This window comes from Streptomyces sp. SM18, assembly GCF_002910775.2.
GTDB lineage: Bacteria > Actinomycetota > Actinomycetes > Streptomycetales > Streptomycetaceae > Streptomyces > Streptomyces halstedii.
Window position 1 is genome coordinate 7,047,652 of the sequence record NZ_CP029342.1, and the last position, 18,393, is coordinate 7,066,044.

The following is an 18,393-nucleotide window of genomic DNA, read 5'->3' on the forward strand; positions in this document are numbered from 1 at the left end:
AGCCCACCATGACCGACACCCCTGCCCCCAAGCCGGGCAAGACCCTGGTCGCCGCCGAGGACCTGACGGCCTTCGCCGCCGCACTCCTCGAAAAGGGCGGCCTGACCCCCGAGGACGCCCGCACCACGGCGGACGTGTTCGTCTGGGCCGCCCGGCGCGGGGTCGACTCGCACGGCACCGCCCGCGTCCCCGCCTACCTGGAGCTGCTGGCCAAGGGCGTGGCGAACGCCCGGCCCCGGATCACCGTCGAGTCCACCACACCGGCGGCCGCCGTGCTCGACGCCGACCGGGCTCCCGGCCCGGTGGCTCTGACCCGCGCGGCCCGTGAAGCGGTGGACCGGGCCAGGACCTACGGCATCGCCACGGTCGGTGTGCGCCGCACCGTCCACACCGGCGCCATCGGCTACTACGTGTCCCGGATCGCCGAACAAGGCCTGATCGGCCTCGGCTTCGTCTCCGGTATGCCCAACATGGGCTACACCGGGGTGAAGGGCGCGGCCGTGGCGACCAGCCCGCTGGCCGTCGCGGTCCCCGCCGACAGCCGCGCCCCCCTGCTCCTGGACATGGCGACCGCCACCATCGCGCTGGGCAGGATCCGCCAGGCGAAGGCGAACGGCACCCCCTTGCCGGAGGGGGCCGCGGCCACCGCGGACGGTACGCCGACGACCGACCCGGACCAGGCCGTCATGCCGCTGCCGCTCGGCGGCGTCAAGGGCTCGGGGATGTCGCTCGCCTTCGAGCTGCTCACCAGCGTGCTGGTCGGGGCGCCCATCTTCTCGTCGTTCCACTCGGACGACCCGCGGGGGCGCGAGCACCGCCAGAACGCCCTGCTGATCGCGGTGGACCCGGCCGCCTTCGGGGACCCCGGCGCGTTCACCGAGGCGGTGGACACCACCCTGGGCACGCTCAAGGGCCTGCCGGCGGCGGACGGTGCCACCGGGGTGTTCTACCCGGGTGAGCGCTCCGCCGCGCTGTCGGCGGAGCGTGGTCGTACGGGGGTGCCGGTGGCCCCGAAGGTGTGGCGCGAACTCCTGGCGAAGGCCGAGGAGTTCGGCGTCGAGCCGCCCCGCCCCCTCGGGGGCGCGGGCTGACGGACCCGGTGCGCGGTGCACGACCCGGCGGTGCGGACCGGGTCGTGCACCGCGCACCGGCAGCCGCCCCCGCTCCGCGCCGCGCGGGCCGGGGCCGTCCGCCTCCGGCTCAGAGCACGACGCGGTAATGCGTCGTCAGGCGCCCGGTGTCGTCCAGGACGTGGAAGGCGATCCCGGGCGGCTGGTCGCGGTCGGCCGGGGCGTCACCCTCCCACGGCATGCGCAGGGTCCAGGTGACGGCCGGGGCCACGACGAGGGGGCGGCCCGCGAAGGTCGAGGAGGCGGCCGTGTGGGCGTGCCCGGTCAGCACCGCCACGACCCGCGGATGCGCCTCCAGCAGCGCGGCCAGCCCCTCCGGCTGTTCGAGCATCGCCGAGTCGGGCAGGGGGTGGTGCACCGCGACCGGCGGCTGGTGGAAGGCGATCAGGGCCCGCGTGTCACGCGGCAGTCCGGTGAGGGTGGCGTCGATCCAGGCCAGGGTGGCGTCGTCGAGACGGCCCTCGTCGCGCCCGGGGACGGTCGAGTCGCACATCAGCAGGGCCGTGCCGGCGATGTGGTGGACCTGGTTGACGGCGTCGGCCCCGGCCGGTTCGCCGAGCAGGGCCTTGCGGTACGCGGGCCGCGCGTCGTGGTTTCCCGGGCAGGTCAGCACCGGGAAGGGCGCGACCAGCAGGCGTGCCGCCTCCTCGTACTCCGCCTCCGCGCCGTGGTCGGCGATGTCCCCGGTGACGAGGACCGCGTCCACCGGCCGGGGCAGGGCCCGTAGGTAGTCCATCACCCGGGCGGCGCGGCGGGTGGCCCGCTCACCGCCGTCCAGGTGCAGGTCGCTGATCTGAGCCAGTAGCAGCGTCATGTTCCGTCCCCCTCCGGGCTCGGAGGACGTCGCGGGGACGGCTCCGGCCGCTAACGGTAAGTTCCCTGTTTACCGTTAGGAGCCTAGAGTGTGCGCCACGACGTGGGCAAGGGCGCGGCCATAGGGGTCGCGGAAGGGGGTGCCGGGTGGAGCGCTGGCCGGCCGTGGAGCTGGTGAACACGATCCGCCACGACGGGAGCGGCGGGGTCGCCGACGATCTGGCCACCACGTACGCGACGGACCGCTGGATCCAGGACCGGGCGGAGCTCCTGGACGGCCGTGTCCCGGCCGGGCCGGTCGTGGCCGACGAAGCGTTCCGCCGGCAGCTGGCCGAACTGCGGGACGCGGTCAGGGCGTTGTTCGCGCACACGGTCGGTGCCCCGCCCTCCCGCCCGGCGGAGGCGGGCCCGGCGGCACCCGGTCGGGCGGTGGCCCTGCTGAACGCGTACGCCGCCCGGGAACCCGTCGTCCCTCTGCTGTCCTGGCCGCCCGGCGAGGTTCCCACGGCCGGCTGGTCCTCGGCGGAGGACGACCCGGCGGTCCGGCTCCTCGCGGCGCTGGCCCGCGCGTCCGTGGACTTCCTCACCGGTCCCGGACGCGAGCGGCTGCGGGCCTGCGGCGCCCCTCGCTGCGTGCGCTACTTCGTCCGGAGCCACGGACGGCAGGAATGGTGCAAGCCCTCCTGCGGCAACCGGGCCCGGGTGGCCCGCCACTCCCGGCGCAGGCGCGCGGGCTCCGGCGACGGCACCGGGACCGGGACCGGTGCGCGGGCCGCCGGGCCGGACACCCCGGGCTGAGGGCGTGGTACGTCCGGGACCGGCGAGGTCCGGGCCGGGCCCCGGCACCCCGGCGAGGGGCCGGGGCTCAGCTCCCGCCCGCCCCGGTCCCGGACGCCGCCTCGGCCCGACCGGGTTCGCCCCGCCCGCCTTCTGACCCGTCCTGGTCGTCGGCGCGCCCGACACGGACGACCTCACCGTCGGCGGTCCGGCGCGCGCGGTCGCCGGTGCGGTACATGCGGCCGCCCGGCGGCCCGAACGGGTCGGCGACGAATCGTTCGGCGGTCGGTCCCGTACGGCCCAGGTATCCGTCGGCCAGCCGGTGGCCCGCCACGTACAGCTCACCGGGTACGCCCGGCGGGCAGAGCTGGAGTGCCTCGTCCAGCACGTAGAGCCGGGTGTTCCACACCGCGCGGCCGTCGGGGACCGGCCCGGTGCCGTCCGCCCCGTACGCGTGGTACGTCACGTCCACGGCCGCCTCGGCGGGCCCGTGGAGGTGGTGCAGCGCGACTCCGGGCAGCGCCCGGTGGAAGGCGGCGGCCGTCTCGCGGGGTGGCGCCTCACCGCCGCAGAACACCTGACGCAGGGCCGGGCACGGCTCCGGGCCCGTCTCCGCCAGGAACGTGGGGAGCGTCGGGGGCGTGAAGTGGCAGGTGGTGACGGCCTGTTCGCGGATCAGCCGGGCCGGGCCGGCCGGGTCCCCGTGCGCCTCCGCATCCGCCAGGACCAGCGCCGCCCCCTGGCGCAGCGGCCAGAAGAGTTCCCAGAGGGACGCGTCGAAGGGTGTCGGGGTCCTCTGGAGCACCCGGTCCTCGGCGGTCAGGCCGTACGCGTCCTGCATCCAGCGCAGCCGGTTGTCGACCGCCCTGTGCGACACGACGACCCACTCGGGGTGCCCCGTGGAGCCGGAGGTACGGACGACGTACGCCGGATGGGCCGGGGTCAGGGGGCGCGCCGGGTCGGACCACAGATGGCCGGAGACGTCCAGACCGGCCAGGACCACCAGCGGCGTCCCGGTGGTCCCGGGCAGCCGCCCCGCCCGGTCGGTGATCGCGCACACCGGTCCCGCGTCCCCGAGCGGCGTGGCGAGCCGCGGTTCCGGGTCCTCCGGGTCCAGCGGCAGAAAAGCGGCCCCCGACTTCAGCACGGCGAGCAGGGAGACGACCAGGTCCACCGAGCGCGGTACCGCCACCGCCACCACCGCACCGGGCCGCGCGCCCAGGGTCCGCAGATGGCGTGCCAGCCGGTTGGCCCGGGTGTTGAGTTCCCCGTAGCTGAGGGCGGTCCGACCCTGGATCAGGGCGGTCGCGCCGGGGGTGCGCGCGGCGCGCGCCTCGATCGGGCCGATCAGCGTCGTCGGCGGCAGTGCGCGATCCGTGGCGTCGAACTCCTTTGTGAGCAGCGCGAGTTCGGCCTGGCTCGCGACGGTCTGCGCCGCGGTCGGGGTATGCGGGTCCGCGTGGATCAGGCGCTCCACCAGGTCGAGGAACCGCTCGTGGTGGGCGGCGAGCCCGGCCGCGTCGTACAGGGCGGGGTTGCCGTCGTGGTCGACGCGCAGACCGCGGCCGTCGCCCCGGTCGTAGATGTTCACCGTCAGGTCCTCGACCGGGCCCGTGGACAGGTTCCCGGCGCGGACCGGGGCCCCCGCGAAGTCCAGTGCGTAGTCGAAGGGCACGACGTTGACGAGCGGACCGACCAGGCCCCGGCCCTCACCGAGCAGCCGCAGGTCACGGCGGATGTCCTCGTAGCGGTAGCGCTGGTGGCGGCGGACCTCGCGGACGCCCCGCACCACCTGTCCCACCAGCTCGGCGAAGGTCCGGTCGGGACGGACGGTCAGCCGCAGCGGCAGCACGTTCATCACCAGGCCGGGCACCCGCGGCGAGACCGAACCCGGACGCCCCGTCATGGGCAGCCCGAGCACCACCTCACGGCGTCCGGTCGCCCGCGAGGTGTACAGGGCCTGCGCGGCGATCAGTACGTCCGGCCAGGTGGCGCGGGACCGGCCGGCGAGCTCCCGTAGGCCCTGGGCGGCGGGCGCGTCCAGCTGGCTGGTGCGCCGCAGGAACGTCCGGGACGCCGGCGTACCCCGACCCGCCAGCCGCGGTACGTCGGGCCGGTCCCCGAACGTCTCGCTCCAGTAGGCCCGGTCCGCCTCGAAGGCGCCGGAGGAGCGGTAGGCCGCGTCCTCCGCCACCACGTCGGCGAGGGAGCCGAAGGTACGGGGGCCGGGGACCGCGCCGCGCGCGAGCGCCGTGTAGACCTCGGCGGTACGCCGCGCCAGCAGGGTGTGGCCGAACCCGTCCATGAGCAGGTGGTGGACGCGCACGTACCACAGCCACCGGGCCTCGCCGACGCGCAGCAGGGCGTGGCGGAACAGCGGGCCGGCCGCCAGGTCGAACGGCTCGGCCAGGTCGGCGCGCATCCACTCCTCGGCCCGCCGGTCCGGACGCGGCGCGTCCCGCAGATCGCGGACGATGGGCCCCGGCTCCACGGCGGCGGACAGATACTGGCGGGGGCCCGCCTCGCCGCTCTCGACGCGCACCCGCAGCGCGTCGGTCTCGGCGGTGACGCGCCGCAGCGCCTCGGCGAACACCTCGGGGTCGAGGGGGCCGTCGATCTCCAGGTACTCGGCCGTGTTCTGCGCCGGGCTGAGCGGATCGAGGCTCTGGGCGTGCCACACGCCCGCCTGGGCGGCGGTCAGCGGAAGCGTCACCTGACCGCGGCCGGAGCGGCCGGAGCGGTCGGTGAGCAGGGCCGTCATGAGACCGCTCCCGGACGTGCGGGCCCGCTCCGGGCGGCGGGCGGCCCGGCCGGACCGGTGAGGTCGCTGGGCGCCATGGCGGTCAGATCTCCTTCAGCAGCGCGTCGGTGGTGAGCACCCGGGCGCAGCGGCCGGCGGCGTACCGCAGGGCCATGTCGTGGTCCTCGCGGGAGAAGTCGGCCACGGCGTCGGCCACGACGAACGCCTGGATGTCCCGCATCCAGGCGTCGCAGGCGCTCATCAGGACGCCTATGTGCGCGTAGACCCCCGTGACCACCAGCTGGTCGCGGCCCGACTCGGCGAGGACGTCCGCCAGCCGGGTGCGCACGAAGGCGCTGTACTTCCACTTGGTCAGGACGATGTCGCCGTCCTCGGGGGCGACCACCGCCGGAACGGCCAGAGCCTCGGGCGTGTCCGCCGCTCCGGGGCCCCAGAAGTCGAGCTGGAGCCCGCGTTCCTCGGGTGTCTGACCGCCCTTCTGCGTCGAGTAGACCACCGGGACACCGGCCCGGCGGCACCGCTCGACGGCGCGGGCGGTGTTGTCGAGCATCCCGGTCAGCGGCTGCTCACCGGCCGGGTAGGCGCTGAGGAAGTGGTTCTGGAGGTCGTGGACGAGCAGTACGGCGCGTGCCGGGTCCACGGCCCAGTCGACGCGGTTCACGGGCAGTTCGGCCGGGGCCGGCAGGGCGTAGGGAGCGATGGCGGGAAGTGCCATGGGAGGGAGGGCCTTTCGGTGCCGCGCGGGACGGGGATCAGTGCTGGGGCGTCGCGGATCGGCCGGAGGTCGCGTCGGTGCGCAGCCCCTTCTTGCTGACCTTGCCGATCCCCGTCTGCGGGAAGGCGTCCACGAACTCGACGAGGTCGGGGACCTTGTAGGCGGCGACACCGCGCTCGCGGACCAGCCGCTTGACGGCGGGCGGCTTCAGCGGTTCGGCGCCGTCCCGCAGGATGACGTAGGCGAGGGAGCGTTCGCCCAGGTACGGATCGGCGACGCCCACCACGGACACGTCGTGCACGGACGGGTGGGAGAGGATGATGTTCTCGATCTCCTCGGGCGCGATCTTCTCGCCGCCCCGGTTGATCTGGTCCTTGGCCCGGCCCTCCACGACGAGGTGCCCGGTGGGGGTACGGCGCACGATGTCGCCGGTGCGGTAGAAGCCGTCCGCGGTGAACGAGCGGGCGTTGTGCTCGGGGGCCCGCCAGTAGCCGCGGATGGTGTACGGGCCACGGGTCAGCAGATGCCCGAAGTCGCCGTCGGGGACGTCGTCGTCCTCGTCGTCCACGACGCGGATCTCGTCGTCCGGTGAGATGGGGCGGCCCTGTGTGGTGACGACGGTCTCCTCGTCGTCGTCCAGACGCGTGTAGTTGACGAGCCCCTCGGCCATGCCGAAGACCTGCATCAGCCGGCAGCCGAGGGCAGGTTCCAGCCTGCGGGCCGCGGCCTCGCTGTACTTGGCACCGCCGACGAGGACCAGGCCGAGGCTGGAGAGGTCGGCCGTGGTCCCGGCGGCGGCCTCGGTCCAGAGCAGGGCGAGCGGCGGCACCATGCCCGTCATGGTGACGCGCTCGGCCTCCACGAGGGGGAAGGCGGTCGCCGGATCGGGGCGGGGGCAGAGCACCACCGTGCCACCGGCGTACAGGGTGCCCAGCCAGCCGGGCGAGCTCATCGGGAAGTTGTGCCCGGCCGGCAGGGTGACCAGGAACCGGGTGTCCTCGTCCACTCCGCAGATCTCGTCGGAGCCGCGCAGCGAGTAGATGTAGTCGTCGTGCGTCCGGGGGATGAGCTTGGGCACGCCCGTGGTGCCGCCAGACAGCTGGAGGAAGGCGAGGTCGTCCGGGGCCGGGCCCTCGGGCAGGTGGTCCGGCTCGCACGGCACGTCGGACAGCGCGGTGTGCTCGCCCGGGTCCCCGGCGACGAACACGTGCCGCAGCGTGGGCGTGGCCGCCTTGACCTTCGAGGCGAGGGCGCGGTGGTCGAACCCTGCGTGCCGGTCGGGTATCACGTAGGCGACGGCCTCGGTGAAGGAGCAGAAGTACGCGATCTCCGTCTCCCGGTGCGCGGGCAGCGCGTACACGGGCAGGGCGCCGATACGGAAGAGCGCGAAGACCACCTCGACGAACTCACCGACGTTGGGCAGGTGCACGACGACCCGGTCGCCCTTGGCGATGCCGCGCGCGGCGAACCCGGCGGCCAGCCGGGCCGAGCGCTCCGCCAGCTCCTGGTAGGTCCACACCCGGCGCGCGGGCGCCGGGTCCACGACCGCGATCCGGTCCGGGTGGGCGGCGGCGCGCTCGGCGAGCACGGAGCCGAAGGTCTCCCCGCGCCAGTGGCCGGCCGCGCGGTAGCGCTCGGCGAACTCGGCGGGCCAGGTGGGCGCGTCGGCCCCGGGGTCGTTGGTCACAGTGTCGCTCCCACAGCGTTCAGGAAGGTACGGAACTTGGCGCCGGTCTCCGCCGTCTCGGCGGCGGGCGAGGACTGGGCCACCACGCCGGCCCCGGCGAACAGCCTCAGGGTCCTGCCCTCGGCCTCGGCACAGCGGATCGTCACGACCCACTCGCCGTCACCGTCGGCGTCCTGCCAGCCGAGCATGCCGGTGTAGGCGCCCCGGTCGAAGGGCTCCGACTCGGCGATCACCGCGCGGGCGGTGTCCGTCGGGGTGCCGCAGACCGCGGGTGTCGGGTGCAGCGCCGACGCCAGGTCCAGCGCGGAGGTGGCCCCGGGGTCGGTGAGCGTTCCGGTGAGGGTGGTCGAGAGGTGCCACATCGCCGCGGTGCGTACCAGCGTGGGGCGTTCGGGCGCGTCCAGCCCCGTGCAGAACGGTGCGAGCGCCTCCCGTACGGCGTCGACGACGACCGCGTGCTCGTGCAGGTCCTTGGCGGATTCGAGCAGCGCCGCCGCCCGCCGTACGTCCTCGGCCAGATCGGCGCTGCGGGGCGCGGATCCGGCCAGCGGGTTGGCGACGAGCCCTCCGCCCCGGCGGGCGACGAGGAGTTCGGGGCTGGCGCCGACGAGGGTGCGGCCCGGACCGCTGGGCAGGGCGAACGTGTAGCCCTCGGGATCGCGGCGGGCCAGCCGGTTCAGCATCCCCGGGAGGTCCAGCGGGCGCGGCGAGGTCAGCTCCAGGGTGCGGGCGAGCACGACCTTGTCGAACTCCCCGGCCCGCATGCGCCGTATCGCCGCCGCCACCGCCTCCCCGTACCGCCCGGGGTCCGGTACCTCGCGCAGGTGCCAGTCGGCGGTGTGCCCGCCCTCCGGGGCGCGCAGCGCGATCAGCGGGTCCTCGCGCAGGGCGGGCGCCCGGCGCACGGTCCGGGGGACCGCCAGCGCGAGGGCGCCGTCCGGTGCGAAGGGCAGCGCGCCGATGACGAGCGGCGCGGGGTCGCCCGCCCGCCGCCGCGCGTCGAGCACCTCGCGCACGCGCACGGCCACCGGGCGGGAGTCGCGCGGTACCTCGGCCGCGGTGCCGCTGCCGAGCAGGGTGTGCCGGGGCGTGGCGAGAAACCGGTCCGTGCCGGGCCGGTAGGCGTCCAGCAGGGCGGTGGCCGTGCCGGGGGAGGCGTGCGGAGGATGATCGGTGGGGACACTCGGAGAGGCGGACATGGTGGTCTCCCGTGGTGGGCTCGGGCGGCGGCCGGACGGCTGCGGCTGGACGGCGGCGGTACGGAACGGGCGCGTCAGGCGCGCAGGGTGGCGCCGCCGTCCACGTACAGGTCGTGCATGGTGATGTGCCGGGCGCGGTCGGACACCAGGAAGGCGACGGCGTCCGCTATGTCGGAGGGGTCCGCGATGCGGCCGAGGGGTATGCCCGTCCGGAAGCCCGCGAGGTCCCCTTCCAGGACGCCGCGGGCCCCCGCCGCCTCGTCGCCGCCGCCCGCGGACCACATGGCGCGCTGCATGTCGGTGAGGGTCGAACCCGGCGAGACGGTGTTGCACCGCACTCCCCGGGACGCCACCTCCAGGCCCAGGCACTTGGTGAACATGACGGCCGCGGCCTTGGACGCGGCGTACGCCGCCATGCCGGACCGGGGGATGCCCGCGGCGTTGGAGGCGACGGTGACGATGCTGCCGCCGCCCCGCTCGGCCATCCGCCGCGACACGGCCCGCGAGACGTGGAACACCCCGTCGGTGTTGACGGCGAAGGTGGCCGCCCAGTCCTCGTCGGTCAGCTCCGCGACACGCGAACTCCGCAGTATCCCGGCCACGTTGACCGTGATGTCGAGCGGGCCCAGGGTGTTCTCGGTCTCCGCGACGAGTGCCTCGACCGCCGTGGCGTCCGTCACGTCGAGGGTGCGGGCGGTGAGCCGGCCGTCGTACGTCCCGGCGGGGGAGGTGGTGACGCCCTCGACGGCCAGATCGGTGGCGAGGACGCGGGCGCCCTGACCGGCCAGCGCGTGGACCACGGCTTCGCCGATGCCCCGGCCCGCGCCCGTCACGAGGGCCAGCCGCCCGGAGAGTTCCTGTCCGCCGCTCACTTGACCACGGCCATGTGAAGGCGGAGCGGGAGCGGGGACACGGCGGACGGGGGACGCGTACGGCGGCGGGAGGGAGGGAACGAACTGGGCGCCATGGCCTGGAATCTCCGTCTGTGTGCGTGTCGGTCTCTGTTCCGGTGAGCTCTTCCGATGCATGTCTGAAGAGGGCTTCGCACATGACGCCGTTTCAGGGCGTGGCGAAGCCCTGGCACCCACCGGAACCGGGCGGTTGGGTTTAGGTTAGGCTACCCTTATGTAGGTCGCGCAAGGGGGTCGGACGGGAACAGCCGAAACCCGCCAGGGTGAACGTCCGCCGCTGGAAGGGGAGATCGGCCCGTGGACCGCCACGGGCCGCCAGGTCCTCCTTCTCGGTCTCCTCCCGCGCTCCGGGGGAGGCGGCCCGCCGCGTCGAGCCGTACCGGGCCTCAGGGCGGGAGGGATGTGCGGACGCTCACGCCGGTGACGGCGGGCCGGATCGAGCCGGCGGCGTGGGTGGCCGGACCGCAGGTGGGGAAGCGCCCGCGACCCATTGGCCGAAACCGGACCACTCGGCGCCGGCTCCGGTGACGGCTTCGCCCGGTGTCTGCCGGGGCGCGGGCGGTGGGGGCTCAGGGGCCGGGGCCCGGACGGGCCGGGGCTCAGATGGGCGTGGTGCGGGGGCCGGGGCTCAGTCGGCCAGGGTGTCCAGGAAGGCCGCCAGCTTGTTCCTGGTCCGCTCCGCCTGCTGCTCCACGGTCAGCGACTCCTCGAGGCGCCGGCCGGACGCGGGGAGCTTCTTGCCTCGTACGTAGAGGGAGCAGTCGAGGTCGGTGCAGAGGTAGATGCCCACCGAGTTGCCGTCCCGGCCCGCCTGTCCGCGCTTGCGGGCGGTCATCAGTGAGACCCCGTTGCCCGGGTGGGTGGTCAGGCAGACCGAACACATGCTGCGGTGCAGGAAGCCCCGCTGCTGCGACGGGAAGCGGAGGGTGACCCCCACCAGCTCACCGCGCAGCTCCGTGACGATGTAGCTGCGGTCCGGGGCCGAGAGATCACGCCAGCCCAGGAAGTCCAGATGGTCCCAGGGCCGCTCCTCCAGATCGCGGGGGAGGGGCAGGCGCTTCGCCTCGCCCTTGGAACAATTGACGAACGACGTGCGGATGTCCTGCTCGCTGAGGGCTCTCATGCCTCCGAGGCTAAAACTGCCTACAACCTATAGGCAAATGTTTAATGTCTATAGGTCCGCTCGTGAGGTGCCGAGGTGCAGAGGTGCAGAGGTGCGGGTGTACGGGTGTCACGGGGCTGCGATGGGCAGGTGGTGGGCCGGCGGGTGGGCGATCCCGAGGTCCGGCCGCCAGGCGGCCAGGATCTGGGCGGAGGGGTGGAAGAGGGCACCGGGCAGCGCCTCGACGTCGCTCCACCGCCAGGTACTCATGAGGTGCGGCTCGGTCACCTCGGCGACCGCCGACTCCACCGTGACCAGAGCCCCCATGCTGATGCGGTTGATCCCGCCGACGACGTCGTGCACCATCGCGAAGACGCTCACCGCGCTCTCCGGGACGTCCACCCCGGTCTCCTCGCGCAGCTCACGGGCGGCGGCCGCCGCGACCGACTCGTGCGTCGGGTCGATCTTGCCGCCGGGAAGCTCCCAGGTGCCGTCGCGGTGCCTGCCGAGCAGGATCCGGCCCTGCCCGTCCCGGACGATCACCCCCACCCCGAAGGCGGCCTGGGCGAGCGGCGGGCGGGTGTTGCGGGTGGCGGTGTCCTGGCCGTCGGTGGTCATCTGCGGCTCTGCTCCCGGCTGGTCGTGAGGCGGTGTACGAAGCAGGGTCATCCTCACACGACCAGCCGGAGCGCCGTCCGCGATATCCCCAGCCGCACGCTCTGGCCCCAGGTCAGTTCCAGTGCGTCGGACTCCATCCCGTCACCGAAGACGACCATGCGGTCCGATTCGACGGTGAGCGCCAGGGTTTCGCGCCGTCCGAGCGCGCCCGCCGTCAGCGAGGTGCCGGTCGCGGGGGACGGCCACGCCTCCCGTACGAACCAGAGCAGCCGGGGGTCCGACGGGGCGGGCAGACGCAGGGTGCTGCCGCGTTCCAGCCAGAGGGAGCGCAGCCAGCCGGTGGCGCCGGTGCCGGTCCCGACCAGGACGCCCGAGGACGCCTGCGGCTCTCCGGCCGAGGGCTCTCCGGGGGCGCCGATGCGGTAGCGGGCGGTCCCGTGGCCGGGCGGGGCGAGGCAGATCTCGTTGAGGGCGAGCAGCCGTTGGGTGTCGTCGGCGACGGCCTCCACCATGGTCAGCGACTCCGTCCGGCCGTCCGGCGCGGTGGCCGCCCGGCAGAGCGCGGCGGTGTCGCGGGCCCGGTGGCGTACGAGGACGCCGGGGTTGCGGCCGGGGTCGGTGTCGATGCCCACCACCGGCTGCCCGGCCAGGTACTTGGCGGCGTTGGCGACCAGCCCGTCCTGGCCGACCACCACGACCACGTCCTCCGGCCCGAAGAGGAAGCGGTCCAGGTCCGCCCGCTCGACCTGGGTCCGCCGCCAGCGCAGCGGCACCGCCGCGGCCACGTCGGTCAGGGCCCGCCGGTGGCGGTGGTGCCGTTCGGTCACCTCCGCGAGGGACCGGCCGCGGCTGGAGAGGAAGAACTCCGCCTGCCCGTGGGTCCCGTGCCGGGCCAGCAACTCCTCGTACTCCGTGGTCCGGTGGACCAGGACCGCGCGTGGGGCCAGGCTCACGCCCCCGCCTCGGGCCGGGGTCCGCCGAGCTTGGCGAGCAGGCCCGTCAGGACGTCGGGCGACAGGGTGAGGCTGTCGATGCGGGGCAGGTTGTCCGCCAGCCGGGTCGCCGCCAGGGCGTGCAGCGTGCCCGGGTCCACCTCGGCGTGCACCCGCAGCCAGGCCGCCTGTGCCTCGGCGCGGGCCGCCCCCGTCTCGCGGGCCGCCTCCGCCTCCGCACGCGCCAGGCGTACCGTGCGCGCGGCCTCCGCCTCGGTCCGCACCCCGTCGGCGGCGGACTTCTCCTCGGCCTCGCGGCGGGCGTTGGTGCCGCGCTGATCAACCAACCGCTCCTCGCGGCGGGCCAGTTCGATCTGGCTGGCGAGTTCGTTCTCCGCGATCGCGCGCTCCCGCTCGACCGCGACGGCCCGGCGCTCGTAGGTGGCGCGGTCCGCCTCCTGCTGGATCTGCTCCCGGGCCGGGGTGCGCAGGGCGCGCTCCACCTCGGCCTCGGGGCGGATCGCGACGACGCGGACGGCCACCACGTCGATACCCGTTGCGGGCAGCCGGGGTTCGGCGGCCAGCCCGGTGGCGACGCTCTCCCGCACCGCGGCGACCCCGTCCATCAGGGCGGCGGCGAGCGGAGTGCGGGCCAGCACGTCCAGCGTGTGCTGCTGCGCCGTCTCGGTGAGGAGCGTGGCGATCTGCTCCAGCGGGGCACCCCGCCAGACCCCGGTGTCCGGGTCGATCGAGAAGTCGATCCGAGCGGCCGCCTCGGCCGGGTCGCTGATCCGGTAGGTGACGGTGGCCTGCACGGTGACGTCCTGGAAATCGGCCGTCCGCGCGTGGAAGGCCATGGCCAGCTCGCGGTCGTTCACCGGGACCTCGGAAAGGGCGGCGGAGAGCGAGCGGTACCAGAAGCTGAGCCCGGGACCGTCGTGGGTGAGCCTGCCGCGCTTGTGGTGGCGGATGTGGGCGGTGGGCGCGGAGCGCAGATGCCGCCGCCCGAAGCGCCGGGTGATGTCGGCCATGTCGGGGACCCCCTCTTTTTCGTCGCTATGACGATAAGCGGTGGACCGTCATAGCGTCAAGTAGACGAAAAGGGGGAGGGTGAAAAACGACCGGCCGCCGGTTTCCTCGGAAACCTGCGGCCGGTCGTCGGTGCGCCGGCCCCGTCCCCACGGTCCGGCGCGGCGGGCCGTCGTCGTCCACTGCGACGACGGCCCACGTCATCAGGTCCCGGGCGGGGGTGCCGGGAGGCCGAGCGCGGGCAGGACGGCGCACTCGATGAAGCGGACGAGGAAACCGTCGCCCGCGTAGCGGTCGGCCAGCAGCGGCTTGGCCCGCATGATGCCGAGCAGCTGCGCCGCGACGTACGGGGCGGCGGGGTTGTCCGCCGCGACCTCGCCGCGCTCGACCGCCCGCCGGACCATGGTGTCGATCGCCGCGACCGACGGCGCGATCAGCGTCTGGCGCAGGGCGCACAGCAGTTCGGGGCTCTGGAGCGCGGCATGGGTGAGCGCGTGCATGAGGGCGGTGTCGCGATCGGCGCCGTCGAATGTGGCCGCCACCGCGGACAGGTCCCCGCGCAGGCTGCCGGTGTCGATGGCGGCGAGTGACGTCCTGCTCGTGCCGTGCAGGGCGGCCACCACCAGCTCCGGCTTCGAGCCCCACTGCCGGTACAGGGTCGACTTGCCGCACCGGGTGCGGGCGGCGACACCCTCCATCGTCAGGGCCGCGTAGCCGCTCTCCCGGAGCAGGTCCAGCACGGCCGCGTACAGCTCCTGTGCCCGCTCCGGCGTGATCTTCGACCGGCGGGACGCGGGGGCGGAATCCTGGGCGGGACCGGGCGACGACATCTGCCTGCCTCTCTGGTGGTCTGGCGCGAAGGCCTTCGATACGCCAGTGTACCGATACGCGCGTGTACCGATACGCAAACGTATCGGTACACTGGCGTATCGATGTGGCGCGACGTGGCCGTGCCCACGTCGGCACACCTTTCCCACCAGGTCACAGCGTTCTGGTCACAGCGTTTCGTCAGCGAAGGGGCACGGGGTGATACACGCCCGCAGCGGGCCCGTGGACCCGGAGCCGGACACCTCTGTCCGGCCGCCCCTCGTCCGCGAGCTCTTCCTGGTCGCGGGACTCTTCCTCGTGTACAAACTCGGCCGGCTGGCCGCGAACGGACACGTCGAGGAGGCGTTCCACAACGCCGGGCACGTCTGGGACCTCGAACGCGTCCTCCACCTCCCTGACGAGGCGGCCGTCCAAGGCCTCCTGCTGCACAGCCATACGCTGGTCCAGGCGGCCAACACCTATTACGTGACCGTGCACTTCCCGGCCACGCTGGTGTTCCTGGTCTGGCTGTACCTGCGCCGCCCGCGCCACTACGTCTGGTCGCGCCGCGTCCTCGCCGTACTCACCGGTGCCGCGCTCGCCCTGCACCTGCTCTTCCCGCTGGCACCGCCGAGGATGCTGCCGGCCGCGGACCTCGTGGACACGGGCAGGGTCTACGGGCCCTCGGTGTATGGGGACACGCCCGCCGACGACTCCCTGGCCAACCAGTTCGCCGCCATGCCCTCCCTGCACTTCGGCTGGGCGCTCGCGGTCGCCGTCGGGCTCGTCGTCGCGACCCGCTCCCGGTGGCGCCCGCTGTGGCTGCTGCACCCGCTGGTCACCCTGTTCGTCATCGTGGGAACGGCCAACCACTACTGGCTCGACGCGGTCGTGGTCACGGCCCTGATCTGCGTCGCCTACGCCGTGCTCCGGCCGCCGGCCCGCACGCGCCGGCCACGGCAGGCCCCCGCCGGACAGGCCGCCCCGCCCGCCACGGCCCCGGCGCTCGGGGCGTACGCCTTCGGAACCGGAATGTATGCCTCCGGAACCGCGACGTACGGAGCCGGGACCGCGACGTACGGAGCCGGAACCCGCGTCTCCGGAACGGGGGCGTACGGAGCCGGGAAGCGCACCACTCGCGCCCGACTCCCCGGAACGCGCACCACCCGCGCCCGTCTCCCCCGGATACGGACACGCCGTACGCCCGAGCTCCCGACGCGAACCCTCCGCGCCTACGCGCGCTCCGGAGCGCGCCGGTGAACGCCACGCTCGTAGCCGTCGCGCTGTCCCTCGTCTCCGCCGCCGCCTACGCCTCCGCCGCGGTGGCGCAGGCCCGCCTCGCCGGCCGTACCGAGGCGTCCGCCGGGGTACTGCGGCTGCTGGGCCGGGGCGCGTGGTGGTCGGCGGTGGGGCTGAACGCGGCCGGGGCACTGCTCCATGTCGCCGCGCTGAAGTACGGGCCGCTCACCCTGGTCCAGCCGCTCGGCGCGCTCACCCTGGTCGCCGCTGTCCCACTGGGCGCCCGCGCCGCCGGACGCCGGGTCAGTGGCACCGAGTGGCGCGGCACGCTTCTCACCCTGCTCGGGCTCGGCGCCCTGCTGCTGGCCGCCGGCGGCGCCGCCCCGCACGACACGCTCAGCCTCGCCGAGGCCCTGGCCGTGGGCGCGGTGACCCTGTCGCTCGTCGCCGTCCTCAGCAGGCCGGGCGCCCGGCCGGGCCTCCGGCACGCGGCGGCGTCCGGGCTCGCCTCCGGGGTGGCCTCGGCGCTCACCCAGACCCTGACCGTCGCCACGACCGACCGCTCCGGACCGCTGCTCAGCTGGCGCCTGGTCACCGTGGCGCTGCTGGTCTCGGCCTTCGCGCTGGGCGGTCTGCTGCTCTCCCAGACCGCCTACCGGGGCGGTCTGGGCGCCCCCCTCGCGGTGGTGACGCTGACCAACCCGGTCGCCGCGGCCGCCATCGGTCTGGTCCTGCTCGGCGAACACATCCAGTCCGGGGTGACCGGTCTGGCCCCGGCGCTGGCGGGAGCCGCGGCCGCCGTACGCGGCGTGATCCTGCTCAGCCGCGCCCAGGACCGCAACGCCGCCGCCCCGCCACGCGCCACCGGGGAGGGGCCGCCGTCGCGCGTCGCCGTCGGGGGACCACCCGTCGCCGGGGCGCGGGCCGCCGAATCCCTTCCCCTGCACGCGGAACCGGTGCCCGGCCCCTGAGCCACGCCCCCCCCGCGCCGGGACCTGGCCGGAAACGCTCGGTGCGCGGCCCGTCCCCGTACGGCCGGACCACGAATGGCCCAACACCACCGGACTCCGCCACCCGGGTGAGCACACAGTGGGTCCGTACGGAATCGTCCGCGTTCCCCGCCGACGGGAGACAGCCATGACCACCTTCAACCGACGCGACCTCGGACTTCTCGTGCTCAGGGTCGGAACGGGGGCCGTCCTCGCCGCCCACGGCACCCAGAAGCTGGCCGGCTGGTTCGGAGGCGGGGGTATCGAGGGCACGACCGCCGCCATGGAGTCCATGGGCTTCCTCCCGCCGAAACACAGCGCCCTGGCCGCGGGGCTCGGCGAGACGGGTGGCGGTGTCCTGCTGGCGCTCGGTCTCGCCACACCGGCGGCCGGAGCGGCGGCGGCCGGCACGATGGCCGGCGCCGTCGCGGTCCACGCCCCGGCGGGCTTCTTCGCGATGGGCGGCGGCTACGAGTACCCGGCGTTCCTCGGCTTCGCCGCGGCCGCGATCGGTCTGGCGGGCCCGGGGGCCTACTCCCTGGACCATGTCACCTGCCACGTCCTCAACCGGCCGTGGGTCGTCGGCCTCGCCTTCGCGGGCAGCGCGCTGGCAGCGGCTGCCGTCGTGGGCCGGCGCTCCAAGGGCCGGGCGGAGAGCGCCGGCACCGAGGAGGGCTGACGCGGGCGCGGTCCCTTTCCAAGGGGCGTATCGACCGGCGCGCATTGATCGCCTCTTCACGGGCAACCGGCCATGCATGCATACGAAAGCGTTGTCGGCGAACGGACAAGCCCACGCCAGGCGGGCGGCGAACAGTCAGGCCGTGGACCTGGGAGCCCGTGCGGGCTTCGTCGCCCGGGGTGTGATCTACCTCCTGGTCGGCGTGCTGGCGCTGCGCATCGCCTTCTCCGGCGGCTCGGGCAAGCAGGCCGACCGGGGAGGCGCGATCGCGGAGGTGGCGGACAAGCCCTTCGGGAGCGTTCTGCTGTGGGCGCTCGGCGCGGCCCTCGCCGGTATGGCGCTGTGGCGGTTGTCCGAGGCGGTGTTCGGACAGGCCGGCCCCGACGGCCGCACCCCGGGCAAGCGGGCCATGGCCGCGGGCCGCTTCGTCTTCTACGGCTTCGTCTCCTACTCCGTCCTCTCCTACGCCACCGGTAACCGGGGCAGCGGCAGCGGGTCGAGCGACCGGCGGACCGACGACGTCACGGCGAAGGCGCTGGGCTGGACCGGCGGGCAGTGGATCGTCGGCGTCGCGGGGGCCGTGGTGGCGGGCGCCGGTCTGTGGATCGCCTTCCGGGCCGTCACACGCACGTACCACAAGCACCTGAAGATGGCCGAGATGACCAGGAGGGCCCGTCAGGCCGTCGATGTCGTCGGCGTCTTCGGCGGGGCCGCCCGCGGCACGGTCTTCGCGACGGCGGGAGGCTTCGCCATCGCCGCTGCCGTCCGGCACGAGCCGGGGAAGGCCAAGGGAATGGACGACACCCTGCGCTCCTTCACCCAGACACCCGCGGGGCCGTGGCTGCTCGCCCTGATCGCTCTCGGACTGGCCGCCTTCGGCCTCTTCTCCTGGGCGAACGCCCGCTGGCGCAGGACCTGACCACCGGCGCACGGTCCGAGCGGGCCCACGGTCCGAGTGGGCGCCCGGTCCGAGTGGGCCGCACACCGATCCGGCCCACGGGCCGG

At 74.6% G+C, this 18,393-nt stretch carries 17 protein-coding genes; 6 read left to right on the plus strand and 11 right to left on the minus strand.

Features of this window, described 5'->3' with window-relative positions:
* Positions 1-8: 8 nt before the first annotated feature.
* Entirely contained in the window at positions 9-1,091 is a 1,083-nt protein-coding gene (locus tag B9S64_RS31310) for an Ldh family oxidoreductase (protein WP_103493750.1), read from the plus strand.
* 109 nt (positions 1,092-1,200) lie between these two features.
* Here the strand turns inward: B9S64_RS31310 and B9S64_RS31315 are convergent, their stop codons facing one another.
* On the minus strand, positions 1,201-1,944 hold the full coding sequence (locus B9S64_RS31315) for a metallophosphoesterase (RefSeq protein ID WP_028440614.1): 744 nt from the start codon (positions 1,942-1,944) through the stop codon (positions 1,201-1,203).
* Positions 1,945-2,090: 146 nt separating this feature from the next.
* Between B9S64_RS31315 and B9S64_RS31320 the strand changes: the two genes are divergently transcribed.
* Positions 2,091-2,741 (plus strand): ABATE domain-containing protein, encoded by a 651-nt coding sequence (locus tag B9S64_RS31320; protein WP_109492183.1) that lies wholly within the window; start codon positions 2,091-2,093, stop codon positions 2,739-2,741.
* 67 nt (positions 2,742-2,808) lie between these two features.
* On the opposite strand, the gene B9S64_RS31325 is transcribed toward B9S64_RS31320, so the two are convergent.
* The 10 genes from B9S64_RS31325 to B9S64_RS31370 form a co-directional block, all read right to left on the minus strand.
* Positions 2,809-5,481, minus strand: a complete 2,673-nt coding sequence (locus B9S64_RS31325) for an amino acid adenylation domain-containing protein (RefSeq protein ID WP_103491703.1) — start codon at positions 5,479-5,481, stop codon at positions 2,809-2,811.
* 82 nt (positions 5,482-5,563) lie between these two features.
* A complete protein-coding gene (locus B9S64_RS31330; protein WP_028440612.1) occupies positions 5,564-6,196 on the minus strand; it encodes an isochorismatase family protein in 633 nt (210 codons plus the stop codon).
* A 37-nt stretch (positions 6,197-6,233) separates the two neighbouring features.
* The gene (locus B9S64_RS31335; RefSeq protein WP_103491704.1) at positions 6,234-7,883 is read right to left on the minus strand and encodes a (2,3-dihydroxybenzoyl)adenylate synthase; all 1,650 of its coding nucleotides are present in this window, start codon (positions 7,881-7,883) and stop codon (positions 6,234-6,236) included.
* Positions 7,880-9,082, minus strand: coding sequence for an isochorismate synthase (locus tag B9S64_RS31340; protein ID WP_093677614.1), 1,203 nt, complete (start codon positions 9,080-9,082; stop codon positions 7,880-7,882). The genes B9S64_RS31335 and B9S64_RS31340 overlap by 4 nt, the downstream gene beginning before the upstream one ends.
* A 74-nt stretch (positions 9,083-9,156) precedes the next feature.
* Positions 9,157-9,954 (minus strand): 2,3-dihydro-2,3-dihydroxybenzoate dehydrogenase, encoded by a 798-nt coding sequence (locus B9S64_RS31345; protein WP_258037895.1) that lies wholly within the window; start codon positions 9,952-9,954, stop codon positions 9,157-9,159.
* Between the two features lie 667 nt (positions 9,955-10,621).
* Positions 10,622-11,116, minus strand: coding sequence for an FBP domain-containing protein (locus B9S64_RS31350; protein ID WP_103491706.1), 495 nt, complete (start codon positions 11,114-11,116; stop codon positions 10,622-10,624).
* 108 nt (positions 11,117-11,224) lie between these two features.
* Positions 11,225-11,713: an NUDIX hydrolase gene (locus B9S64_RS31355; RefSeq protein WP_103491707.1), complete on the minus strand. Its 489-nt coding sequence runs from the start codon at positions 11,711-11,713 to the stop codon at positions 11,225-11,227.
* Positions 11,714-11,766: 53 nt separating this feature from the next.
* The gene (locus tag B9S64_RS31360) at positions 11,767-12,666 is read right to left on the minus strand and encodes a hypothetical protein (RefSeq protein ID WP_103491708.1); all 900 of its coding nucleotides are present in this window, start codon (positions 12,664-12,666) and stop codon (positions 11,767-11,769) included.
* Positions 12,663-13,676, minus strand: a complete 1,014-nt coding sequence (locus B9S64_RS31365) for an SPFH domain-containing protein (protein ID WP_103491709.1) — start codon at positions 13,674-13,676, stop codon at positions 12,663-12,665. Before B9S64_RS31365 ends, B9S64_RS31360 begins: the two co-directional genes overlap by 4 nt.
* A gap of 201 nt (positions 13,677-13,877) precedes the next feature.
* Positions 13,878-14,504 carry a TetR/AcrR family transcriptional regulator gene (locus tag B9S64_RS31370; RefSeq protein ID WP_103491710.1) on the minus strand — a complete coding sequence of 209 codons (627 nt, stop codon included), beginning with the start codon at positions 14,502-14,504 and terminating at the stop codon, positions 13,878-13,880.
* 196 nt (positions 14,505-14,700) lie between these two features.
* Here B9S64_RS31370 and B9S64_RS31375 point away from each other — a divergent pair, with 196 nt between their 5' ends.
* The 4 genes from B9S64_RS31375 to B9S64_RS31390 all read left to right on the plus strand — a co-directional run bounded on the left by B9S64_RS31375 (position 14,701) and on the right by B9S64_RS31390 (position 18,307).
* A complete protein-coding gene (locus B9S64_RS31375; RefSeq protein WP_258037896.1) occupies positions 14,701-15,741 on the plus strand; it encodes a phosphatase PAP2 family protein in 1,041 nt (346 codons plus the stop codon).
* Positions 15,738-16,691 (plus strand): hypothetical protein, encoded by a 954-nt coding sequence (locus B9S64_RS31380; protein WP_103491711.1) that lies wholly within the window; start codon positions 15,738-15,740, stop codon positions 16,689-16,691. Before B9S64_RS31375 ends, B9S64_RS31380 begins: the two co-directional genes overlap by 4 nt.
* A 166-nt stretch (positions 16,692-16,857) precedes the next feature.
* On the plus strand, positions 16,858-17,388 hold the full coding sequence (locus B9S64_RS31385; protein WP_103491712.1) for a DoxX family protein: 531 nt from the start codon (positions 16,858-16,860) through the stop codon (positions 17,386-17,388).
* A 76-nt stretch (positions 17,389-17,464) separates the two neighbouring features.
* The gene (locus tag B9S64_RS31390) at positions 17,465-18,307 is read left to right on the plus strand and encodes a DUF1206 domain-containing protein (protein ID WP_103491713.1); all 843 of its coding nucleotides are present in this window, start codon (positions 17,465-17,467) and stop codon (positions 18,305-18,307) included.
* Positions 18,308-18,393: the final 86 nt, after the last annotated feature.

What these genes read in the sequence shown, in the direction of transcription:
- B9S64_RS31310 (WP_103493750.1), top strand. Translation starts at nt 9, where the DNA reads ATGACCGACACCCCTGCCCCCAAGCCGGGCAAGACCCTGGTCGCCGCC.
- B9S64_RS31315 (WP_028440614.1), bottom strand. Translation starts at nt 1,944, where the DNA reads ATGACGCTGCTACTGGCTCAGATCAGCGACCTGCACCTGGACGGCGGT.
- B9S64_RS31325 (WP_103491703.1), bottom strand. Translation starts at nt 5,481, where the DNA reads ATGACGGCCCTGCTCACCGACCGCTCCGGCCGCTCCGGCCGCGGTCAG.
- B9S64_RS31330 (WP_028440612.1), bottom strand. Translation starts at nt 6,196, where the DNA reads ATGGCACTTCCCGCCATCGCTCCCTACGCCCTGCCGGCCCCGGCCGAA.
- B9S64_RS31340 (WP_093677614.1), bottom strand. Translation starts at nt 9,082, where the DNA reads ATGTCCGCCTCTCCGAGTGTCCCCACCGATCATCCTCCGCACGCCTCC.
- B9S64_RS31350 (WP_103491706.1), bottom strand. Translation starts at nt 11,116, where the DNA reads ATGAGAGCCCTCAGCGAGCAGGACATCCGCACGTCGTTCGTCAATTGT.
- B9S64_RS31355 (WP_103491707.1), bottom strand. Translation starts at nt 11,713, where the DNA reads ATGACCACCGACGGCCAGGACACCGCCACCCGCAACACCCGCCCGCCG.
- B9S64_RS31365 (WP_103491709.1), bottom strand. Translation starts at nt 13,676, where the DNA reads ATGGCCGACATCACCCGGCGCTTCGGGCGGCGGCATCTGCGCTCCGCG.
- B9S64_RS31370 (WP_103491710.1), bottom strand. Translation starts at nt 14,504, where the DNA reads ATGTCGTCGCCCGGTCCCGCCCAGGATTCCGCCCCCGCGTCCCGCCGG.
- B9S64_RS31385 (WP_103491712.1), top strand. Translation starts at nt 16,858, where the DNA reads ATGACCACCTTCAACCGACGCGACCTCGGACTTCTCGTGCTCAGGGTC.
- B9S64_RS31390 (WP_103491713.1), top strand. Translation starts at nt 17,465, where the DNA reads ATGCATACGAAAGCGTTGTCGGCGAACGGACAAGCCCACGCCAGGCGG.